Genomic DNA, 21,208 nt, shown 5'->3' on the forward strand with positions numbered 1-21,208 from the left:
CGTGGGCACCGCGCCGGCGGCGGCGCCCGCGCGCAGCCTGCTCACGGTCAGCGCACCGCGTCGCGTGACCCGCGCGGCCAGGTCCCGCTCGTGCACGGCGCGCGCGCCGGCCGCCGCACGGACGTCCACGTCGCGCGGCAGGGGGGCACGCGACGCGCACGCCGATCCCAGTGCGGCCAGTGCGACCGACGCGCGCGTGAGGGCGCCGGCGAGGACCAGCGAGGGGTCGACGACCGCGCCGCCCAGCCGGCCGGCGTGCACGGGCGCCCCTCCCACGTCGACGCTCACCCGGAGCGGGACCGCGCCGCGCTGCGAGACCGTGACGGTGGGCCGGCCCGGCCCCGCCGCCCGGGTGTCGGTCACGACGACCGCGGCCACCGGTCCGGCCAGCGGGCCTCGCCGCCACGACGCGAGCACCGTCTCGAGGCCGGGGCTCCCCACCTCCTCCGTGCCGTCGACCACCGTCACCACCTCTCCCGGTGGGCCACCCGCCGCCGACCAGGTCGCGAGGGCCACGAGGTGCGCCATGAGCTGGCCCTTGTCGTCGCTCGCGCCTCGGGCCTGCAGGCGGTCCCCGATCCTGGTGGGCTCGAAGGGCGGCGTGGACCAGCCCGGCCCCGGCGGCTTCACGTCGAGGTGCCCGTAGACCACCGTGAGGGGCGTCGGCCGGCCGTGCCGCGCGGGGGTGCGCGCGACCACGACCGGTCCGGCGGACGTACGCCGCGTGGTCACCACGGGCGTGCCGCGCCGCAGCCAGCCGGCCACCCACGCGGCGGCACGGTCCACGTCACCCGCGTGCGCCGCCGAGCCGCTCACCGACGGGATGCGGAGCCAGTCCTCGAGCCGGGGGAGGGCCGCCACCGCGGAGCGTGCCCCGGCGGCACGGACCGCCCCGAGACGGACGTCCACGTGCGGTCAGCGCGGCGCCGGGCGGCGTACCCCGGCGCGCCCGCCGCGGTAGGTGCCGCGGCCCCCGCGGCGCGGGTAGACCGGCGGCACCTTGCGCCGCGGCTGCACCAGCCCCGGCGGCACCGTGAGCGGGCTGCGCTCGGCCACGGGCGCGGCGATGCCGGACTGCCCGAGCTGCTCCCAGGGGAGCACCCGGTCGCTGCCGGTGCGCCGCGCGAGGCTCATCGCCTGGGCGGAGGTGAGCCACTCCTCGGCGGGCTCCGCGATGTTCATCAGCATCGCCTCGAACTCGCCGCGCGAGGTCTCCAGGATGTGCGGGCCGGCCAGCCAGCGCAGCACGTCGCGACCGGTGACGGCCATCCGCTGGCGTGGCGAGCTCTGCAGCCGCTCGTCGAAGTAGCGGATCAGGACCTCGTCGACCACGTCCCAGGCGTTGTCCGCCCCGAACAGGTCCTTGACGTCCTCGGACCCCAGGATCCGGAAGCACTCCTCGAGCACCTGCATGACCTCGATGCGCATCACGTTGAGGTGGCCGAACGAGGTGAACTTCAGGTTGTTGCGCAGGTCGAGACCCGCACGCCTGACCACCGCGATCGAGCCGAAGCTCGGGTCGATCGCGCGTTCGCGGATGACGTCGGAGATCCGCTTGTCGCGCCAGAACAGCGTGACCTGGTTGACGAAGTGGCCGAAGAGCATGTGGAAATCGGTGTTCGGCCTGCTCTGCGCCGATCCCAGCCCGCGGCCGTAGCCGAGCACCCGGCGGTAGGCGTCGTGCCGGTCCTTGCGGGTGTAGCGCAGCACGTCGCGCCGGTCGAACTGGTAGAGCCGGTAGGCACCGGGCCCCGCCGAGAGCCGGACGGCGCCGCTCTCGAAGAGCTCCTTGAGCTTCTGCACGACCTTGAAGACGCCGATCTGCTCGTGCTGGTAGAGGTAGTAGAGGTCGCCGACCGCAACGATGCGCTCGGAGTTGACGGTCTCGTCGTACGGCGTGACGCCGTGCGTGGTGAGCGTGTCGCCGAAGTCCTGGGCGGCCTCCGGCCCGATGCCCACCAGGGCTGCGAGCCCGCGGTCCGGCGGTGCCGCCGCGTCGTCGTCCGCGTGGACCGCCGCGGCCTCCAGGTCGTCGATCTGCTGGTTCAGCTCCTCGGCCAGCGCCGGGTTGGACACCAGGCTGCCGGACAGCTGGTCCGCGACCTGCTGGCGGAGCGCCTGGATCCGGTCGAGCCGCTCCTGGTACTGCTTCTCGGTCAGCATCTCAGTGGCCTTCCTCGTTCGTGTCCGCCTCGCTCAACCCCTCCAGGTGGGCCTGGAGGTAGCCGTGCACCGACTCACCTGCGCCGCGGGCCTCGTCCAGGAGCGATCGCATGCGGCGGGCCACCGCGAGCTCCTCCTGACGGGCGGCGGCGGTCTCGGCCAGGTCCTGCAGCCGCGCCTCCTCCACCCCCGCGTCGTCCTCCAGCGCCGTCAGCTTGCGGGTCAGCGCGCTCTTGGGGCTGCCGGTCCGCTGCTCGCGCTCGAGCCGGACGTCCTCGATCTCCGCGCGGAGCGCCTCGAACCGCCGCCGCGCCTCCTCGAACTCGCCGGCCGCGACGACGTACTCCGCCTCCGCCCGGTCGTGCTCCTGCGTCACGCGGTCGGCCATCTCGGCCAGGGTCCGGCGCACGAAGTCGGCGTTGCCGACCGCGTTCCCGGCCTCCTCCGGCGGCGACGGCGGGTGCGTCCGGCGCCAGCGCGCGGCGTTCTCACCGAGCCGGCCGCTCGGCGGCGAGGTGGTCGCGGTCCGACCGCCGCCCGGGTCGGGGCCGACCCGGCTCAGCAGCTTCTTCTGCGGGCGCTTGGCCGGCCGGTCGGCGCGAACCAGGCGGGGCCAGGTGGTGGGCACCGGCGCGTGCACCGCGCGCCCGGTCTCGCTGTCGATGATCGCCACCGGTGCGTCGGCCGCAGGGAAGACCGCGCCGTCCGAGGCGATCCAGATCTTCGCCTCCTCGAGGATCGGGGCGATCTCGGAGTAGCGGAACAGCCCTGAGATGCTCTCGTCGTCGGCCGTGACCGTGCCCGGTATGGGTCGGACCAGCTTCCTGACGTTCAGCGTCTCCACCCGGCAGCCGTCCCCGTCCCGACGCAGCTTCCTCGGCACGAAGGCGGGCTCGTAGGTCGACCGGAGGTTCAGGCCGCGGAACTCGACGTTGACCGCTTCCTTGCCCGACTTGCCGGGCACGGTGTGCCCGAGGGACGACACGCTGATGTCGACCAGCACCACGCCCGCCCAGCGGCCGATCCGCTGAGCCCTGCGGGCCAGCTCGAAGAGCAGCCGGCACAGGCTGGCGACCGCGATCTGCACCCGCGCGGCGTACATCCCCGGCGGCCAGTCGTGGCAGCAGGAGGCCGGCAGGTAGCGCACGGGCGGCTCGTCCTCGTCGCCGGTCGTGGGCAGCAGCGGGTCGGCCAGGAACCGCTTGAAGGTGTCGGCGAGGGCCACCGCCGTCGGCGCCAGCGCGGCGACGATGCCGTCGCGGCCGGCGTCCTGGGCCAGCCGACGGCCCTCGTCGTGGAGGAACGCCGACAGCCAGCTCAGCAGACCGTCGAGGGTCAGGTTGGTCCGGTTGTCCAGCGGGATGGTCTGGCGCTCCGCGGAGCCGATCAGCACCGAGTCGAGCACCGTCTCGAGCTCCTCGACCTGGTCGGCCGCCGCGTCCATCAGGCGCGAGACGTGGATCAGCTCGGTGCCGAGGAACCCGTTGCCGGCGGTGCCGGAGAAGCGGCCCCGCTGGGCGCCCCACGCGCTGCGCAGGTCGCGCACCAGGTCGACGAGCGTCCAGAACGCCGTACGACGGCCCTCCTCCTCGATCGTGTTCACGTTGTCGTCGACGAGGCCGAAGCGCTCACGCAGCGCGCCGAGCTGGCCGCCGACCCCGTCCGCGTCGTCGTCGCCCCGGCCGACGAGGCCGTCGAAGTAGCTGTCGACCATGGCCACGCGCGGCCCACCGGGCAGGCCCATCTCGTCGACGAGGCTCTGCACGCTGTTGCGCACGATCACCCGGTAGGCCTCCATGTCGTCGAGGTCGCCGTCGGTGCGCAACGGGGTCAGCCCGTCGAGGATGCGCAGGATCTCGGCGCGCGCGATGGTGGCCCGCCGGTACAGCGAGGCCTGCCCGCCGCTGACGGCGCCGAGGTCGGCCTGGATGGCGTAGCCGCGGGGCACGAACTGTGACTCGACGTGGCCCTCGACCCGCACCAGCCGGAACGCCGCGGTGAGGGCGTCCACGAACGCCTTGGGGTCCTGCTCGCGGCTGCGCACGCCGAGGACGTTGCGGATCGCGGTCCGGACCGCCGGGCCCTGGTCGAGGGCCGGCACGGCCACCGACCGGGCGGGGGTCTCGACCATCGCGGGAAACGCCTGGTCGACGTCGACCACGGGGATCGTGGGGGGCTGGGCTTGGTTCGTGGTCACGATGTCCTCCAGTTGCTCGACGAGGGAGGGGCGGTCGTTGCCCTGCCTCCGGGTTCGGTGTTCTCGACTGCCGGTTCGGGGTGCCGCAACCAGAGCGTCACCAGGTCGGCGACCTCCAGCCAGACCCTGCGGGCCGCGGCCGCGGTCTCGGCGAGTGGCTGCTCGCACCGCTGCTGGGACTGCTCGATGCTGCCCTGCCAGGCCTGCCAGTCCCGGCCGCCGCGGCGGGCGACCTGGCGCATCGCGGCGGTTGCGGCGTAGGAGCGGAGGTCGCGCCAGTAGCACTGGCTCGCGGCGGCGAGCGCCTCGTCGATCAGCGGCATCCGCCGGGAGACCGGCACCGGCCCGTCGAGGGCGGCGAGCTCCTGGCTGACGGCGACGACCGAGGACTGCAGCTCCGAGACCTGCTCGGCAAAGTGGTCGACGGCGGCCATCTCGCAGCCGTCGGGGCGGTCCTCGTGCGCGATCATCACCAGCTCGGTGACGGCCTCGGACAGGCGGGCGGTGGCGGCTCGCAGGTCACGCAGGGCGAGGGAGATCGTCATGTGCTCACGTCCCGGAGAGTGCGGAGTAGAAGTTGCGCATCAGCACGTCGGGGGTGGCCAGCCGGCGGTCGACGGCGATGCGGACCGCCCCGATCAGGAAGCGCTCGGGGACCACGCCGGGGTCGACGCCGCGGGCCAGACGGCCTGCTGCCTCCTCGATCATCGCCTGCTGGCGCGGGGTGAACGTGATCACCTGGCGCAGCGACTTGTCGCCGAGCGAGGGGAACTTGGTGTAGCAGATCGCGTCCACCACCACCCGGACCGCCTCGGGCAGCGACTCGAGCATGGGACGCGGGATCGTCGTGCCCGCCGTGGAGGGGTAGAGCCGTCGCCACAGCCGCTCGTAGTCGGCGGCGATCGTGTCGAAGCCCATCCGGCGCAGCAGGTGGGTGGACAGGAAGGTCCGCAGGTACGGCGTCGGGTGCACGCCGCGCGGGGAGAAGGCCAGCACCTGCGCGGGCGACCGGCCGATGACGTCCATGAGCGAGGCCACGAACGCCTCCCCACCGAGCATGCAGCCCACGAGGTCGGCGAACACCTCCCGATCCCAGGAGGACCAGGTCCGCGCGACCGAGGGGGGCAGTCCGGCGGCCAGCAGCGCCCGGTGCACGGTCCGCGGGACCTCCTTCTCGAGCGCGAGCTCGTTCTGCAGGTTGTGGCAGACCTCGTGCAGCACCGCGCCCATCGTCCAGGGGTTCACCAGCCGGTGGTAGGGCAGCTGCACCAACGGGAACGGGTTGAGCTGGCGGCCCAGCTTGCGCAGCGGGATGTTGCGGCGGTAGGTCGCGGGGGAGAAGCCGGTGCGCATGTAGGCGAAGGGGCCGGGGCTCGGGATCGAGCGGGGCCTGCCCAGGTGCATGTGCACGTGCTGGTAGCAGTCGAGGGCGATCTTGTCGCAGGCGTAGAGCCAGTCACCGAAGGCGCCCTGCCGCTGCCCGAACAGCTCGAAGTAGAAGTCCCAGACCCGCTCGGTGGCGCGGACCCAGTCGTGGGCCCTGCTCTTGAGGTCGAGCAGCGCCCCCAGGTCGCTGCCCGAGCCGGCGGCCTCCACCTCGAGGACCGCGGTCTCCAGGGGGCGCCGCAGGCGGGCGAGCAGGTCGTTGACCGCCTGCACGTGCCCCTCGGACGGCCGGGCCACCCCGGTGCCGAACTCGGAACGCCGGAAGTCGCGCAGCGCCTCGAGGTGGCGTCTGACGTTGACGCCCTGGCTCACCGCGAACGCGGCGACCGGGTCGGGTGCGGAGCCGGCCCTCCGCACCCCCACGCGAGCGGGGTGGGTCGGGCCGACCCGCTCAGCGACGGCGGACACGGCGGGCCACCCGCCGGTTCACCGGGCGCACCGCCGGGCGCGCCACGGGCCGCCGGTAGCCGCGGCCGGGCCGCCCGCTGTAGACGCGGTACGGGCGGTTGCCGCGGCGGCGCGCGTTCCAGGCGGCGCGTCGCTGCCAGCGCCGGTCGAACGTGGTGACCGCCCGCACGGGCGAGGCGGGTTGCCGCAGCACCCGCCCGGTCATGGTGCCGAGCGTGCGGACCACGGTCGTGGCATCGATCGGCACACCGTTGGCGGCCTGGTCGGCCAGGCTCTGGGCGGTCCGCTGCAGCACCACCGGCAGCGCCCTGACCATGCGCCGGGTCTGCGGGCTGCGCCGGAGCCGGCGGGCGATCCGCGTGGCACCGCGGATCAGGGCCGGAGCGTTGCGGGCGAGCACCGAGGCGGCACGCGGGATCAGCCGCGCGGCGATCGGGACCAGCGCCCCGACGAAGGCCTCGGCCTCGGCCTCGCTCTGCGCCCGCTCGGCGCGGACGGCGAGGTGCGCCATCGTCTCGGCGTCGCGGTAGATGCGCCGCACCGGGTTGACGAACCCCTCGGCCTCCTCCTCGGCCTCGTCCTCGAACTCCTCCTCGAGCTCGGCCTCGGACTCCATCTCCATCTCCGCCTCGGCCTCGAACTCGAACTCGAACTCCTCCTCGAGCTCGGTCTCGTACTCCGACTCCAGCTCGTACTCCGCCTCGTACTCCTCCTCGCCGAGCAGGGAGCCGGCGATCGAGGCGAGCGGGCCGAGGAACGACTCGTCCTCGAGCTCCTCCTCGAGCTCGTACTCACCCTCGAGCTCCGACTCGTACTCGTCCTCGTACTCGCCCTGGATGGCGGGGTAGCGGTGGTTCAACGTGGTCATGTCGACTCCTCCTGGTGCGGGCTGGTGGGCGGGGCGGTCAGCGCCGCCGGCCGGCGGCCACGCCCACGGGGCGTCCGGACGGCACCGCGCCGCGGGGGACCTTGACGTCGCTGACGACCCGGACCGTCCGGGCGGGTGCGCCGCCGCGAGCGGGGACCCGGACCGGGGTCACGACCCGGACGAAACCGGGACGGGGCCGGGCGACACGGGTTCCGGCGCGCACGGTGCGCACGGCCGTGGGGCGGCGGCGGATCGTCGCCGGTCCGCGGCGCGCGCCGGCGTACGTCGGGCGCCGGTAGCCGGGGCGCGGGCGACGGCGGTTGACCTGGGCCAGTCCGCGGGCGTGGCGGCGGGACACCGCACGCTGCCAGCGGCCGTCGGCCAGCACCCGCTGGGCACTGCCGGCCATCACGGCCCCGACGTCCTCGGGACGCAGCCGACGGCCGCCGGCCTGCAGCTGGGCCAGTGTCCGGGCGCTGGAGCCCACGATGCCCGGGACCAGGCGGACACCCGGACGGCTGGCGGGGTTGCGGTGCAGCACCCGGGTCAGGACCGCGGCGCCGCGCAGCAGGTGGGGGAGCAGCCGCTCGAGCTCGCGGCGCTCGCGGGCGCTGATGGTCATCGCGACCGCGGAGCCGACGAAGCTCTCGGCCTCCGCCTCGGACTCCGTCGCGGAGGCGCGGGCGGCGAGGTACTCCGCCTGGGCCTGGCTCGAGGTGACCGGCGCGGTGGCCATCTCCTCCAGCTCCGACTCGAGCTCGTCCTCGAACTCACCCTCGAGCTGGGAGGTCACGGCCTTGGCGAGCATGCCGGCGGCGGGGCCGCCGACCGCGGTGGCCAGCAGCGGCGCCGCGGTCTTCGCGATGCGCTTGAGCATCGGGGCCGCCCGGCGCAGCGCCTTGCCGATCCGCTTGAAGAACAGCTCGGCCTCCGCTTCCGCCTCGTCCTCGTACTCGCCCTCGAGCTCGTACTCCTCCTCGCCGAGGAGGGAGCCGGCGATCTTCGCGAGGCCGCCGAGGAACGCCTCGTCCTCGTACTCGTCCTCCGTCTCGCCCTCGAACTCGGACTCGAGCTCCATCTCGAACTCGTCCTCGTACTCGCCCTCGAGCTCCTCCTCCATCTCGAGCTCGTACTCGTCCTCGTACTCCTCCTCACCGAGGAGGGAGCCGGCGATCCTGGCGATGCCCCCGAGGAAGGCCTCGTCCTCCGCTTCGTACTCCTCCTCCATCTCGAGCTCGTCCTCGAACTCGGTGTGCGCCTGCGTCATGGGCCTTGTCCTCTCAGCGCTTTCGAGCCGGCGGGCGGACCCGGGGTTCCGGGAGCGCCGGTGTGGTGGCCACCAGTGAACGGCGAGGGGGGCGGACGCAGTAGTCCCACGAGCGGGGTCGCCGGACCGGGGTCGGGCAGGCGTGGTCACCGGGTCCGGGTCGCTGTTCCGGGGTCGCCCGGAGATGTGTCACCGGGACGCGCAACCACGAGCGTGCGACCCCGGCCGGGCCAGGAGTCCTGGCCCGGGAGGGTCAGGCGGTGACGGTGACGGGTAGCCCGGTCAGCGCGGCGTTGCCGGACACGTCGAGCCTCGCGGGGTCGGTGAGGTCGTTGATGGAGACGCCGGGGACCGCGGCCGCTCCGGTCATCCGGGTGCCCGGGAGCGCGTGCCCGTAGCCGTGGGGGAGGGACACGACGCCGCGCATCATCTCCTCGCTGGCGCTCACCTCCACCCGTACCTTCCCGACGGCGGAGGCGACGGTGACGACGGAGCCGTCGGCCAGCCCGCGTGCGGTCAGGTCCGCCGGGTTCATGAGCAGCTGGTGGCGGGGCCGGCCGCGGGTCAGCCGCTCGGCGTTGTGGAGCCAGGAGTTGCAGTCACGCTGGTGGCGACGCCCGACGAGGAGCAGCCCGTCGGGGTCCGGCTGCGGCACCGTGCGCAGCCGCTCGAGGTCGTCGAGCACCAGCGGCGGCGCGGCCCGGACCCGCCCGCCGGGGTGGGGCAGCCGCTCGGGGAGCTGCCCGGCGCGGAGCGGACCGAGGTCGATGCCGCTGGGGTGGGCGCGCAGCCGGCGCAGGGTGACCCCCGAACGACCCCGGCGCAGCAGCAGCCCGACCAGCACCGTCGGGCTGGCCGACAGCCGCGCCCGCTGGGCCAGCCGCTTGCGCAGCGGGGGCTTGACGCGCAGGAGCGCGGTCGTGCGCCGGGCCAGCTCGCGGTAGATCTGCCAGTCGTGCAGCGCGCCCTTCTCGGGCTCCAGCACGGCGGGGGTGAACCGCGCCGTGTCGCGCACGGCCAGCAGGTGGAACACCAGGTCGTAGTGGTCGCGCTCGAGCGCGGTGGTCGGCGGCAGGATCACGTCGGCGTGCCGGGTGGTCTCGTTGACGTAGATGTCGACGGCGACCATGAAGTCCAGACCGGCGACCGCCCGGTCCAGCGCCGCCCCGTCGGGGGTCGACAGGACGGGGTTGCCGGCCAGCGTCAGCAGCGCCCGCACCTGGCCCTCGCCGGGGGTCTCGATCTCCTCGCGCAGCGCGGCCACCGGCAGCTCGCCGGCGAACTCCGGCAGCCCGCGCACCCGGCTGCGCCACAGGTCGTGGTGGCCGCGCCCGATCAGGCCGGTGCCGACCGCGTCGATCGCGGGGTGGGTGAGCATCGCGCCGCCGACCCGGTCGAGGTTGCCGGTCAGCAGGTTGAGCAGCTGGACCGCCCACTGGCACACGGTGCCGAAGGCGTGCGTGGACACCCCGACGCGCCCGTAGGCGACCGCGCCGTCGGCGGCCGCGAAGTCGCGGGTGATCCGGCGGATGTCGTCGGCGGCCAGGCCGCTGACCGCCTCGGCCCGCTCCGGGGTGAAGTCGGCGACGGCCGCGGTGGCCTCGTCCAGCCCGTCGACGTACGACGGCGGACACGTCAGCCCCTCGGCGACGAGGACGTTGACCATGGCGAGCAGCACGAACGCATCCGTCCCGGGCCGCACGAAGTGGTGCTCGTCGGCCGCCCGGGCGGTCTCGGTGCGGCGCGGGTCGAGCACGACCATCCGGCCGCCGCGCGCCTTCAGCTCGCGCAACCGGGCCGGGAAGTCCGGCGCGGTCATCAGCGAGCCGTTGGACGCCATCGGGTTGGCGCCGAGCACGAGGAAGTACGACGTGCGGTCGAGGTCCGGGACGGGCAGGAACAGCTGGTGGCCGTACATCAGGTGGGCCACCAGCTGGTGGGGGAGCTGGTCGACCGAGGTCGCGCTGAACTTGTTCCGCGTGCGGAACCCCTTCACCAGGGCCGTGCCGTGGGTCATCGAGCCCAGGCTGTGCACGTTGGGGTTGCCGAGGTAGATCGCGAGCGCGTCGCGGCCGTGGTCGTTGATCGCGGCGGCCAGGCCCTCGGCCGCGAGGTCGAGGGCCTCGTCCCAGCCGATCTCCTCCCACCGGACCTCCGGCTCGTCACCACCGGGACTCGTCGAGACCACCCGGCGGACGGGTCGGCGCAGCCGGTCGGGGTCGGCGTGCACATCGGCCAGCGCGATCCCCTTGGGGCAGATGTGGCCGCGCGAGAGCGGGTCCTCGGGGTTGCCCCGGATCCCGGTCACGACGCCGTCCTCCAGGGTGATGCGCAGGCCGCAGATCGCCTCGCACAGGTTGCACACGCCGATCCTGGTGGTCTGCATCACCGCATCCTCGCACCCCGAACGGGGTATGGATCGTTGGCACGCTCAAGTCCGCCCCGCCGGGGGCGGCACGATCGAAGGGACGCAACCGATGGGATACGGACTCGGAGTCTTCCTGCTCGCGCTGGGGCTGATCCTCGCGCTGGCGGTCACGGACTCGCTGAGCGGTGTCGACCTGACGATGGTGGGGTGGATCCTCACGCTCGCCGGCGTGCTGGTCATCGTGCTCACCGCGGCGCAGGCCAACCGCAGCCGCCGCTCGGCCGCCGTGACGACCCACGCGGACGGCTCGCGCACCGTCACCGAGCGCCGGGACGACGCGCCGCCGGCCGTCTGACCGCCGGCGGTCCGACCGCCCGTGACCGCCCCGGCCCGACCTCGTCGGGCCGGGGCGGTCGTGTGCCGGTCCGGCGAGGGGTCGGTGCCGCCTGCGCTCGGATTGGGTGGAGCACGCGCGGATTGATAGTCTTCACCGGTTGCCCCGACGTGGGCGACGTCCACGCACCACTGCCGTCCAACGGCCGCGGATCCAGAGTGCCCGGGTGAACAGGCCCCGGCGCGCCGCGCAACCAAGCACCGGAAGGAGCCCCGCATGTCGATCGGTACCGACGCGGAGACCAAGAAGAAGATCATCGCCGAGTACGCCACGACCGAGGGCGACACCGGTTCGCCCGAGGTGCAGATCGCGCTGCTGAGCCACCGCATCAGCCACCTCACCGAGCACCTCAAGACCCACAAGCACGACCACCACAGCCGTCGTGGCCTGCTGCTGCTCGTCGGTCAGCGCCGTCGCCTGCTGAACTACCTGCAGAAGACGGAGATCGACCGCTACCGCTCGATCGTCGAGCGTCTCGGCCTGCGTCGATGACCTTCGGAGCGGCTGCCCTTCCGGGCAGCCGCTCCCGTCACATTTCGGTCCTTTCCCGCTAGGGTCGGACCGGCACCAACAACTGAAACGCAACGCACGACCCACCAGGAGCGACCCGCCCGTTTCGGCCCGGTCCTCGGTAGTGGCTCTCAGGATCCCGACAGCTCGACCACCGGGCGCACGTCGCCCGGCCACCGGATTCCGGTGCGGGCACGGATCTGCGGGCCTCGATCGAAGACCGGCCCCCTCCCGTGGACGTCAGCACAGACGTCACGCCGAGGGACCCGGCGGGGGCTCGTCCCGAGACCCCGCCGCCAGAGCGGGACGCCGCGGATCGCTCCGCGAACAAGAAGGATGTACCCCTTTGACTGACACCAACGCCGGGGGTCCCGTGATCTCCGCCGTCGAGACCGTCCTCGACAACGGCAAGTTCGGCACCCGCACGGTCAAGTTCGAGACCGGGCTCCTCGCCCGCCAGGCCGCCGGTTCGGTGACCGCCTACCTCGACGACGACACCATGCTGCTGTCGGCGACCACCGCCGGCAAGCACCCCAAGGACCACTTCGACTTCTTCCCCCTGACGATCGACGTCGAGGAGCGGATGTACGCCGCGGGCCAGATCCCCGGCTCGTTCTTCCGGTCCGAGGGTCGTCCGGGCGAGGACGCCATCCTCACCTGCCGCCTGATCGACCGCCCGCTGCGCCCGACCTTCAAGAAGGGCCTGCGCAACGAGGTCCAGGTCGTCATCACCGTCATGGCGCTCAACCCCGACACGCCGTACGACGTGCTCGCGATCAACGCCGCGTCGATGTCGACCCAGCTCTCCGGCCTGCCGTTCTCCGGCCCGGTCGGCGGCGTCCGCGTCGCCCTGATCGAGGGCCAGTGGGTCGCGTTCCCGACGCACAGCCAGCTCGAGGACGCCGTCTTCGACATGGTCGTGGCCGGTCGGGTGACCGAGACCGGTGACGTCGCGATCATGATGGTCGAGGCCGAGGCCACCGAGCAGACCTGGACCCTGGTCCGCAGCGGTGTCCAGGCGCCGACCGAGGAGATCGTCGCCGGCGGTCTCGACGCCGCCAAGCCGTTCATCAAGCAGCTGTGCGACGCCCAGGTGGAGCTGGCCAAGGAGGCCGCCAAGCCGGTCCAGGAGTTCCCGATCTTCCTCGACTACGAGGACGACGTGTACGCCGCCGTCGAGGCCGCCGCCAAGGACGACACCGCCGCCGCGATGACGATCGGCGACAAGCAGGAGCGCGAGGCCCGGGTCGACGAGATCAAGGCCGGCCTGCTCGAGAAGCTCGCCGACCAGTTCGAGGGTCGTGAGAAGGAGATCGGCGCGGCGTTCCGCTCGCTGAACAAGCAGCTCGTCCGCGAGCGCGTCCTGCGCGACAAGGTCCGCATCGACGGCCGCGGCCTGGCCGACATCCGTCCGCTGCACGCCGAGGTCGCCGTGGTCCCGCGCGTCCACGGCTCCTCGCTGTTCGAGCGCGGCGAGACCCAGATCCTGGGTGTCACCACGCTGGACATGCTGAAGATGGAGCAGCAGCTCGACACCCTCTCCCCGGAGAAGTCGCGCCGCTACATGCACAAGTACGTCTTCCCGCCGTTCTCCACCGGTGAGACCGGTCGCGTGGGCTCGCCCAAGCGCCGCGAGGTCGGCCACGGTGCGCTCGCGCGCCGCGCGCTGCTGCCGGTGCTGCCGACGCGTGAGGAGTTCCCCTACGCGATCCGCCAGCTCTCCGAGGCCATGGGCTCCAACGGCTCCACCTCGATGGGCTCGGTCTGCGCCTCGACGATGTCGCTGCTCCAGGCCGGCGTGCCGCTGCGCGCCTCGGTCGCCGGCATCGCGATGGGCCTGATCTCGGGCGAGGTCGACGGCCAGACGCAGTACGTCGCCCTCACCGACATCCTCGGTGCCGAGGACGCGTTCGGCGACATGGACTTCAAGGTCGCCGGCACCCGCGAGTTCGTGACCGCGCTGCAGCTCGACACCAAGCTCGACGGGATCCCGGCCGAGGTCCTCGCCCAGGCGCTGACCCAGGCCAAGGACGCCCGCCTGGCGATCCTCGACGTCATGGCCGAGGCCATCGACGAGCCCGAGGAGATGTCGGTCCACGCGCCGCGCATCATCAGCCTGAAGGTGCCCGTCGACAAGATCGGCGAGGTCATCGGCCCCAAGGGCAAGGTGATCAACCAGATCCAGGACGACACCGGCGCCACGCTGTCCATCGAGGACGACGGCACCGTCTACATCGGTGCCACCAACGGTGAGGCCGCCGAGGCCGCCCGCGCCGCCGTCAACGCGATCGCCAACCCGACGATGCCCGAGGTCGGCGAGCGCTACCTCGGCACCGTCGTGAAGACGACCAACTTCGGTGCGTTCGTCTCGCTGCTGCCCGGCAAGGACGGCCTGCTGCACATCAGCAAGCTGCGCCCGCTCGCCGGCGGCAAGCGCGTCGACGCGGTCGAGGACGTCGTCTCGGTCGGCCAGAAGATCCAGGTCCAGATCGCCGAGATCGACGACCGCGGCAAGCTCTCCCTGATCCCGGTGGTCGAGGAGGGCGAGGGCTCCGAGGAGCCGGCCGACGAGGCTGCCGCCGAGGCTGCGGAGTGATCACTGCGTGAGCAAGCACGACGCTCCGACGACCGGCCAGCAGGCTTCTGCTGGCCGGTCGTCCGGTTCCACCCCGAAGTCCGCCCGCAAGAGCGGGACCACCAGGACCCTGCAGACGGTCACCGACGCCGAGGGCCAGGTGACCTCGCGCGTGCGGCGTACCGTCCTGCCCGGTGGCCTGCGCGTCATCTCCGAGAACATGGCGGGCGTCCGCTCCGCCAGCATCGGCGTCTGGGTCGGGGTGGGCTCGCGCGACGAGACCCCCGCGCTGCACGGCTGCTCGCACTTCCTCGAGCACCTGCTGTTCAAGGGGACCGCCGAGCGCTCCGCGCTCGACATCTCCATCGCGCTGGACGCGGTGGGTGGCGAGTTCAACGCGTTCACCGCCAAGGAGTACACCTGCTTCCACGCGCGGGTCCTCGACGAGGACCTGCCGCTGGCGGTGGACGTGCTCGGCGACATGATCACCAGCTCGCGGCTCGACCCCGAGGACGTCGAGGCCGAGCGTGACGTGATCCTCGACGAGATCGCGATGCACGACGACGACCCCGACGACGTGGTGCACAACCTGTTCGCCGCGCAGGCGTGGGGCGACTCCCCGCTGGGCCGGCCGATCGCCGGCACCGAGGAGTCGATCCGGGCGCTGACGCGCGACCAGATCGCCCGCTTCCACCGGCGCCACTACCGGCCCGCCACCATGGTGGTCGCCGCCGCCGGCAACGTCGACCACCAGGCGCTGGTGCGCCAGGTGCGCAAGGCCTTCGGGCGCAACGGCTGGCTGGACCGCGAGGAGGCCCCGGTGCCGCCGCGGCACGCGGCGCGTACCCGCCGCGTCACGCCCGGCACGATCGGCGCGCAGCGTCCCTTCGAGCAGGTCAACGTCGTGCTGGGGATGGAGGGGCTCACCCGCCAGGACGACCGGCGCTTCGCGCTGGGTGTGCTCAACACCGCGCTCGGCGGCGGCACGTCCTCGCGGCTCTTCCAGGAGGTGCGTGAGCGTCGCGGGCTCGCCTACTCGGTGTTCTCCTTCGCCAGCCACCACGCGGACTCGGGCCTGGTCGGCGTCTCGGTCGGCTGCCTGCCCAGCAAGCTCGACGACGTGCTGACCGTGGTCCGCGCCGAGCTCGCGAAGGTCGCCGCCGACGGGATCACCGCCGAGGAGCTCTCCCGCGGCAAGGGGATGCTGCGCGGGGGGCTGGTGCTCGGTCTGGAGGACTCCGGGTCGCGGATGTCACGGATCGGCAAGGCCGAGCTCGTCTACGACGAGCTGCTGAGCATCGACGAGGTGATCGCGCGCATCGACGGCGTGACCCTCGAGGAGGTGCGCGAGGTGGCCGCCGAGCTGTTCTCCCGGCCGGAGATCCTGGCGGTCGTCGGCCCGTCCTGAGCGCACGCTCAGACGACGAGGACGACGACGCCGGCGCAGGCCGCGGCGAAGAGCACGCTGGTGAACGTGCCGATGATGAAGCGCTCGGCCGCACCCGTCCGGACGCCGTCCTCGGCCGCCCGCAGCTCGGGGTAGCGTCCGAGCCCCTTCAGCGCCAGCACCACGGCCAGGCCCTCGGGCCAGCCGGCGACGAGGGAGGCGAAGATCGCGGCCCGCTCCAGGGCCCCGATCCAGGCGCCGCCCCGCAGCACCTGGCCGGCCCGGTCCATGGACCGGGCCTCGGTCTCGCCCCGGTCGACCAGGGCGAAGACGCGGGAGGTGACGGGGCCGCCGCCGACCACGGCCAGGGCACCCGCGAGCGCGACCAGCGCGACCCGGCCGCCGCGACCGTCGAGGGTGACGTCGGCGGGGACCGCGGCGACCAGCGCGGCGGCCGCGAGCAGCACCAGGCTGGCCGGCGCCCAGATGCGCAGCCCGAGCCGGGACCAGCCCCAGGCTCCTGCCACGACGCCGCAGGCCAGCAGGGTGACGACCAGCTGCCCGTAGTTCCCCGGGGTCACGCGTCCACCTCCGTGCCGAGCAGGTCGTCGGCGAGGTGCGTGACCAGCTCGCGGGCCCGCCGGCCCTCGACGATGCCGGCCGCCTGGGCGCGCTGGCTGACGGCGGACTGGCTGATGCCGAGCCGCTGCGCGGCCTCCTCGTAGGAGAGGCCCTCGTCGACGAGGTCGGCGACCTCCCACCCGCGGGCGGTGCGTCGGGCGAGCACGGCGGCCCACAGCCACAGCGTCGTCTCCAGGGCGCGCGCCGCGGGGGAGTCGCCGGCCACCCGCAGGTGCCAGGGGCTGTTCTTGGCGGTCGTCACGGCCTGGCGCGCGTGGAGGTACGCCGGCCCGCGGCCGGCGTTCGCGTGCTCCGGCAGCGGCAGCTCGACCTCACCGATGCCGATCCCGATGTTCCAGGCGGCCTCGCGCAGCAGCGCCTCCACGACCGGGGCGAGGGCGGCGGGGTCGTCGAGCACGCCCTGGAACTCGTCGCCGGCGGTGCGCTCGAACGGGCGGAGCAGGGCGACACCCGCCAGCGCCTCGAGGGTCGCGGGGATGCGGTCGTCGCTGGTGCGACTGCCCCGCTGGTCCACGGTCAGGACGGCAACGGCCACGGCTGCCTCCTCGGTCTCGGCCTGATGGCCACCGTACTTAAGGAAATTGCCTAATGCAAGCCGCGCATCAGGAAATAGACTTATCGACGGCCGATGATGCCGACGACGGCCGGGGCTTTCTGCTCCACGACCGAGACCCGGAAGCCGCTGCCGGCCAGGGCGGCCGAGGCCTTCTGCACGATGGTCGGGACCAGCTCGGCCCGGTTGGCCTCGTAGAACAGGAAGACGGCGCCGCCGGGCAGGACACGCTCGTGCAGGAGGGCCACCTCGTCGGCGCACTCGCGCACCCAGAAGAGGTTGACGTTGAAGGCGAACACCTTGTGCAGTCGCTTGACCGGGACCCGCAGGGTGGCGAGGTCGATCTGCCGCACGGTGAGGCGGCCCGCCTCGACGTACTTCGCGTTGCGCCGCTTGGTCCGGTCCACGCCGGACTCGGAGCGGTCGATCGCGAAGAGCTTGCCGGTCTGCAGCTTGCTGCAGATGAGCTCGGCGCCAGCCCCCGGACCGCACCCGATCTCGAGCACGTGGTCGGCCGGCTGGACGTCCATGAGGTCCACTGCCCACCGGATGCGCGCCGGAATCGTCTGCACCACCATGGGTCACAGCCTGCCAGAAGGGCGCGGAGGGCGTCACCGGACCTCGCCGTGTCCTGCATGGCCTAGGTTGTGGCGGTGAGCACGAAGCGGAACGTGGCGAAGGTGGGCGTGCTGGGCGCACGCGGCAAGGTGGGGTCCGAGGTCTGCCGGGCGGTGGACGCGGTCGACGACCTGGAGCTGGTGGCGCGGGTCGACGCCGGCGACCCGATCGAGGAGGTCACCTCGGCCGGGGTCGACGCCGTCGTCGACTTCACCCACCCCGACGTGGTGATGGCCAACCTCGAGTTCTGCATCCGCAACGGCATCCACGCCGTGGTCGGCACGACCGGGTTCGACGACGAGCGGCTCGACACGCTGCGGGGCTGGCTGGCGGACTCCCCGGGGACCGGAGTGCTGATCGCCCCCAACTTCTCGATCGGCGCGATCCTGATGATGCGCTTCGCCGCGGTCGCGGCGCCGTTCTACGAGTCCGTCGAGGTGGTCGAGCTGCACCACCCCGACAAGGCCGACGCACCGTCCGGCACCGCACGGCGCACGGCGGAGCTCATCGCTGCCGCGCGGGCCGAGGCCGGGTGCGGGCCGGTGCCCGACGCGACCAGCACCGCCCTCGAAGGCGCACGCGGCGCCGACGTCGCCGGGATCCGCGTGCACGGCCTGCGGATCCGCGGGCTGGTCGCCCACCAGGAGGTCGTCCTCGGCGGCGTGGGGGAGACCCTCACCATCCGGCACGACTCGCTGGACCGGGCGTCCTTCACCCCGGGCGTGCTGACCGGGCTGCGCGCGATCGCGGACCACCCGGGCCTCACCGTCGGCCTGGAAGGCTTCCTCGACCTCGGCTGAGCGCCCGCAGGAACTGCAGGTTCGTGCGCTGCACGAATCTGCAGGTGACCCTGCGTTCCCTCTCTCGTTGGGCCTTGCAACGCTCTGCGGGCCGCTCTCCCTCCAGGAAGCGGCCAGTCAACTTCGGGTACGACGAGAGGGATGTTCATGCGCAGGACTTTGGGGCTCGCCACCGTGGCGGTGCTGGCCGCCGGCACCATCGGCACCCAGGCCGGATCCGCCAACGGCCAGGCCGCCGGGGCGCCGAACCCGGTGACCGCGGCCGTCACGGCACTCCAGCAGCACCCCGGGGCGGCTCGCGACGCCGCGGGCCAGGCCTTCCGGGCCACCGACACCGTCATCGACCGGGACGGCAGCGCCCACGTGCGGATGGAGCGGACGTTCCACGGGATCCCGGTGCTCGGTGGCGACCTCGTCGTCCACCAGGGCCCCGAGGCGGGTTGGCAGGGCGTGAGCCAGACGCTGGCGGCCCCGCTGCACCTCTCGACGACGCCCACCGTCACCGCCGCGACCGCCTCCGCGCGCGCCCTGGCTCCGGCGAGGGCGACGCGCACCATCTCCGGCCTCGAGGCCAGCGGTGAGCCCCGCCTCGTCGTGGACGCCACCTCGGGCACCCCGCGGCTGGCGTGGGAGGTCCTCACCGGTGGCGTGCAGGAGGACGGCACGCCCAGCCGGCTCGCGTCGTACGTCGACGCCCGCACCGGCACGGTCCTGCGCCGCGAGGAGCAGATCCAGACCGTGGACGGCTCCGGCCAGTCGCTCTACGGCGGCACGGTGCCGCTGCAGCTGACGCTGTCGGGCTCGACCTACCAGCTCAAGGACCCGACCCGCGGGAACACCTACACGACCGACATGAACAACAAGTCGGACTCCTACCTGTGCCAGCTCTTCGGCAGCGGCTGCGCCACCGGGACGCTGTTCACCAGCCCGGACAACCTGTTCGGCAACGGCTCCACCAGCAGCCGCGAGTCCGCCGCGGTCGACGCGCAGTACGGCACCAACATGACGTGGGACTTCTACAAGAACACGTACGGCCGCAACGGCATCTTCGGCAACGGCACCGGCTCCTACAACCGGGTGCACTACGGCAACGGCTACGTCAACGCCTTCTGGGACGGCACCAAGATGACCTACGGCGACGGCGACGGGACCAGCTACGGCCCGCTCACCTCGCTCGACGTCGCGGGCCACGAGATGTCGCACGGCGTCACCGAGAACACCGCCGGCCTGACCTACTCGGGCGAGTCCGGCGGCCTGAACGAGGCGACCTCGGACATCTTCGGCACGATGGTGGAGTTCTACGCCGCGAACAGCAACGACCCGGGCGACTACCTGATCGGCGAGGAGTTCGACCTCAAGCAACACGCCGGCTTCCGCCGGATGGACAAGCCCAGCAGCGACGGCGCGTCGTACGACTGCTGGTCGACGCTGGTCGGCCAGGACGACGTGCACTACTCCTCGGGCGTCGGCAACCACTTCTTCTACCTGCTCTCGGAGGGCTCGGGCGCCAAGACCCTGAACGGCGTCTCCTACAACAGCCCGACCTGCAACGGCTCCACCGTCACCGGCATCGGCCGCGACGCCGCCGCGAAGATCTGGTACCGCGCGCTGACGGTCTACATGACCTCCAGCACCAACTACAAGGGCGCCCGCACCGCCACGCTCAACGCCGCCAAGGACCTGTACGGCGCCACGAGCGCGCAGTACAACGCCGTGGCCGCGGCCTGGAGCGCGGTCAACGTCGCCTGACGGCGTCCCGAACGGGGGAGAGGGCCCGCACCGGTGACCGGTGCGGGCCCTCTGTCCGTCCGAGCCTCTGTCCGTGCGAGCCCGGGCCGCGGCGACCTCGTGACTACGGCTCGACGGTGACCTTGATGGCCTCGCCCTTCTCGACGATCGAGAACGCGTCGAGGACCCGCTCCAGCGGGATGTGCTCGGTGATCAGGTCCTTGACCGGGACCTGGCCGGTGGCGATGTACTCCAGCGCCCGCTTGTTGTGCTCGGGCGCCGACCCGTTGGCGCCGTGGATGTGCAGCTGGCGGTAGTGCACGAGGTTGGAGTCGCAGGTGATGGTGGGGTTGGTCTTGGGGAGGCCGCCGAAGAAGGAGATCCGGCCGTTGCGGGCGGCCATCGAGATGGCCTGCTCCTGGGTGACGTTCGCAGCGGTGGCGGTGATGATGACGTCCGCGCCCCGACCGCCGGTGAGCTCCATGACCCGCTCGACCACGTCGACCTCGGCGCCGTTGATCACCTCGTCGGGCTGGACCGCGTCCGCCGACATCTTCAGCCGCTCGGCGTTGACGTCGACGAGGAAGACCTTGCCGACCTTGTGCACGCCGCGGGCGATGCGGATGTGCATGCAGCCGATCGGCCCCGCGCCGAAAACGACGACGGTGTCGCCCTCCTCGATGCCGAGCAGCTCCTGGGCGTTGATCGCGCAGGCGAACGGCTCGGCGGCGGAGGCCTCGTCGTACCCCACGTTGTCGGGGATGCGGTTGAGCCCGTCGACCTTGAGGACCTGCTGGGGCACGATCATGTACTCGGCGAAGCCGCCGTCGTACTGGTAGCCGACCGAGGTCTGGTTCTGGCAGACGGCCATCCAGCCCTTGTCGCACTCGTAGCAGTCACCGCAGGGAACCGCCGCGATGACCTGCGCCCGGTCGCCGACCTGCCACTGCGAGCCGTACGTCGCGTTGACGTCGGCGCCGACCTCCACGACCTCGCCGGCGATCTCGTGGCCGATGGTGCGCGGGGGAGTGAGGTTCTGGTGGCCGTTGTGCAGGATCTTCACGTCGGTGCCGCAGGTCGAGCAGTTGCGGACGCGCAGCTTGATCTCGCCCGGCCCGCACTCGGGTTCCGGCACGTCCTCGAGGCGCAGGTCCTCGGGGGCGTAGAAGCGCAGTGCCTTCATGGTTCCTCCTGGTCGCTACACGGGTGTGGGCCGACACTACCACCCGTATATCTGTGTTTGCCTGTGAATCTGTTGGCTAAAAGCCTTGACGTGGGCATTTT

18 protein-coding genes are annotated in these 21,208 nt (G+C 72.6%); 6 read left to right on the forward strand and 12 right to left on the reverse strand.

Annotated features, from left to right (window positions below):
* From ACFO9I_RS18845 to ACFO9I_RS18880, 8 genes are all read right to left on the reverse strand, one after another.
* On the reverse strand, positions 1-861 hold an 861-nt coding region (locus tag ACFO9I_RS18845; protein ID WP_379183677.1), incomplete at its 3' end, for a M20/M25/M40 family metallo-hydrolase.
* Between the two features lie 54 nt (positions 862-915).
* On the reverse strand, positions 916-2,163 hold the full coding sequence (locus ACFO9I_RS18850) for a hypothetical protein (protein ID WP_379183679.1): 1,248 nt from the start codon (positions 2,161-2,163) through the stop codon (positions 916-918).
* A 1-nt stretch (position 2,164) separates the two neighbouring features.
* Complete coding sequence (locus ACFO9I_RS18855) at positions 2,165-4,360, reverse strand: hypothetical protein (protein ID WP_379183681.1); 2,196 nt, start codon at positions 4,358-4,360, stop codon at positions 2,165-2,167.
* On the reverse strand, positions 4,357-4,905 hold the full coding sequence (locus tag ACFO9I_RS18860; protein WP_379183683.1) for a hypothetical protein: 549 nt from the start codon (positions 4,903-4,905) through the stop codon (positions 4,357-4,359). The genes ACFO9I_RS18855 and ACFO9I_RS18860 overlap by 4 nt, the downstream gene beginning before the upstream one ends.
* A gap of 4 nt (positions 4,906-4,909) precedes the next feature.
* The gene (locus ACFO9I_RS18865) at positions 4,910-6,214 is read right to left on the reverse strand and encodes a hypothetical protein (RefSeq protein WP_379183685.1); all 1,305 of its coding nucleotides are present in this window, start codon (positions 6,212-6,214) and stop codon (positions 4,910-4,912) included.
* The gene (locus ACFO9I_RS18870) at positions 6,198-7,082 is read right to left on the reverse strand and encodes a hypothetical protein (RefSeq protein ID WP_379183687.1); all 885 of its coding nucleotides are present in this window, start codon (positions 7,080-7,082) and stop codon (positions 6,198-6,200) included. The genes ACFO9I_RS18865 and ACFO9I_RS18870 overlap by 17 nt, the downstream gene beginning before the upstream one ends.
* 37 nt (positions 7,083-7,119) lie before the next feature.
* Entirely contained in the window at positions 7,120-8,349 is a 1,230-nt protein-coding gene (locus ACFO9I_RS18875; RefSeq protein ID WP_379183689.1) for a hypothetical protein, read from the reverse strand.
* 253 nt (positions 8,350-8,602) lie between these two features.
* Positions 8,603-10,735, reverse strand: a complete 2,133-nt coding sequence (locus tag ACFO9I_RS18880) for a molybdopterin-dependent oxidoreductase (RefSeq protein WP_379183691.1) — start codon at positions 10,733-10,735, stop codon at positions 8,603-8,605.
* 91 nt (positions 10,736-10,826) lie between these two features.
* On the opposite strand from ACFO9I_RS18880, the gene ACFO9I_RS18885 reads away from it, so the two are divergent.
* The 4 genes from ACFO9I_RS18885 to ACFO9I_RS18900 all read left to right on the forward strand — a co-directional run bounded on the left by ACFO9I_RS18885 (position 10,827) and on the right by ACFO9I_RS18900 (position 15,604).
* Positions 10,827-11,072: a DUF6458 family protein gene (locus ACFO9I_RS18885; protein WP_379183693.1), complete on the forward strand. Its 246-nt coding sequence runs from the start codon at positions 10,827-10,829 to the stop codon at positions 11,070-11,072.
* A gap of 255 nt (positions 11,073-11,327) precedes the next feature.
* Positions 11,328-11,603, forward strand: coding sequence for a 30S ribosomal protein S15 (gene rpsO / locus ACFO9I_RS18890; RefSeq protein ID WP_379183695.1), 276 nt, complete (start codon positions 11,328-11,330; stop codon positions 11,601-11,603).
* Positions 11,604-11,967: 364 nt separating this feature from the next.
* Positions 11,968-14,217: a polyribonucleotide nucleotidyltransferase gene (locus ACFO9I_RS18895; protein WP_379183697.1), complete on the forward strand. Its 2,250-nt coding sequence runs from the start codon at positions 11,968-11,970 to the stop codon at positions 14,215-14,217.
* A gap of 7 nt (positions 14,218-14,224) precedes the next feature.
* The gene (locus ACFO9I_RS18900; protein WP_379183699.1) at positions 14,225-15,604 is read left to right on the forward strand and encodes a M16 family metallopeptidase; all 1,380 of its coding nucleotides are present in this window, start codon (positions 14,225-14,227) and stop codon (positions 15,602-15,604) included.
* Positions 15,605-15,612: 8 nt separating this feature from the next.
* On the opposite strand, the gene ACFO9I_RS18905 is transcribed toward ACFO9I_RS18900, so the two are convergent.
* From ACFO9I_RS18905 to ACFO9I_RS18915, 3 genes are all read right to left on the reverse strand, one after another.
* Positions 15,613-16,164: a hypothetical protein gene (locus tag ACFO9I_RS18905; protein WP_379183701.1), complete on the reverse strand. Its 552-nt coding sequence runs from the start codon at positions 16,162-16,164 to the stop codon at positions 15,613-15,615.
* Positions 16,161-16,760, reverse strand: a complete 600-nt coding sequence (locus ACFO9I_RS18910) for a sigma factor-like helix-turn-helix DNA-binding protein (protein ID WP_379183703.1) — start codon at positions 16,758-16,760, stop codon at positions 16,161-16,163. The genes ACFO9I_RS18905 and ACFO9I_RS18910 overlap by 4 nt, the downstream gene beginning before the upstream one ends.
* Positions 16,761-16,840: 80 nt before the next feature.
* Positions 16,841-17,356, reverse strand: coding sequence for a class I SAM-dependent methyltransferase (locus ACFO9I_RS18915; RefSeq protein WP_379183705.1), 516 nt, complete (start codon positions 17,354-17,356; stop codon positions 16,841-16,843).
* A gap of 93 nt (positions 17,357-17,449) precedes the next feature.
* Here ACFO9I_RS18915 and dapB point away from each other — a divergent pair, with 93 nt between their 5' ends.
* Positions 17,450-18,196: a 4-hydroxy-tetrahydrodipicolinate reductase gene (gene dapB, locus ACFO9I_RS18920; protein ID WP_379183901.1), complete on the forward strand. Its 747-nt coding sequence runs from the start codon at positions 17,450-17,452 to the stop codon at positions 18,194-18,196.
* A 147-nt stretch (positions 18,197-18,343) separates the two neighbouring features.
* Complete coding sequence (locus ACFO9I_RS18925; protein ID WP_379183707.1) at positions 18,344-19,945, forward strand: M4 family metallopeptidase; 1,602 nt, start codon at positions 18,344-18,346, stop codon at positions 19,943-19,945.
* Between the two features lie 103 nt (positions 19,946-20,048).
* On the opposite strand, the gene ACFO9I_RS18930 is transcribed toward ACFO9I_RS18925, so the two are convergent.
* Complete coding sequence (locus ACFO9I_RS18930) at positions 20,049-21,107, reverse strand: zinc-dependent dehydrogenase (RefSeq protein ID WP_379183708.1); 1,059 nt, start codon at positions 21,105-21,107, stop codon at positions 20,049-20,051.
* Positions 21,108-21,208: the final 101 nt, after the last annotated feature.

Origin of the sequence: Nocardioides sp. GCM10023255 (assembly GCF_042653125.1) — a bacterium.
Taxonomy (GTDB): Bacteria; Actinomycetota; Actinomycetes; order Propionibacteriales; family Nocardioidaceae; genus Nocardioides.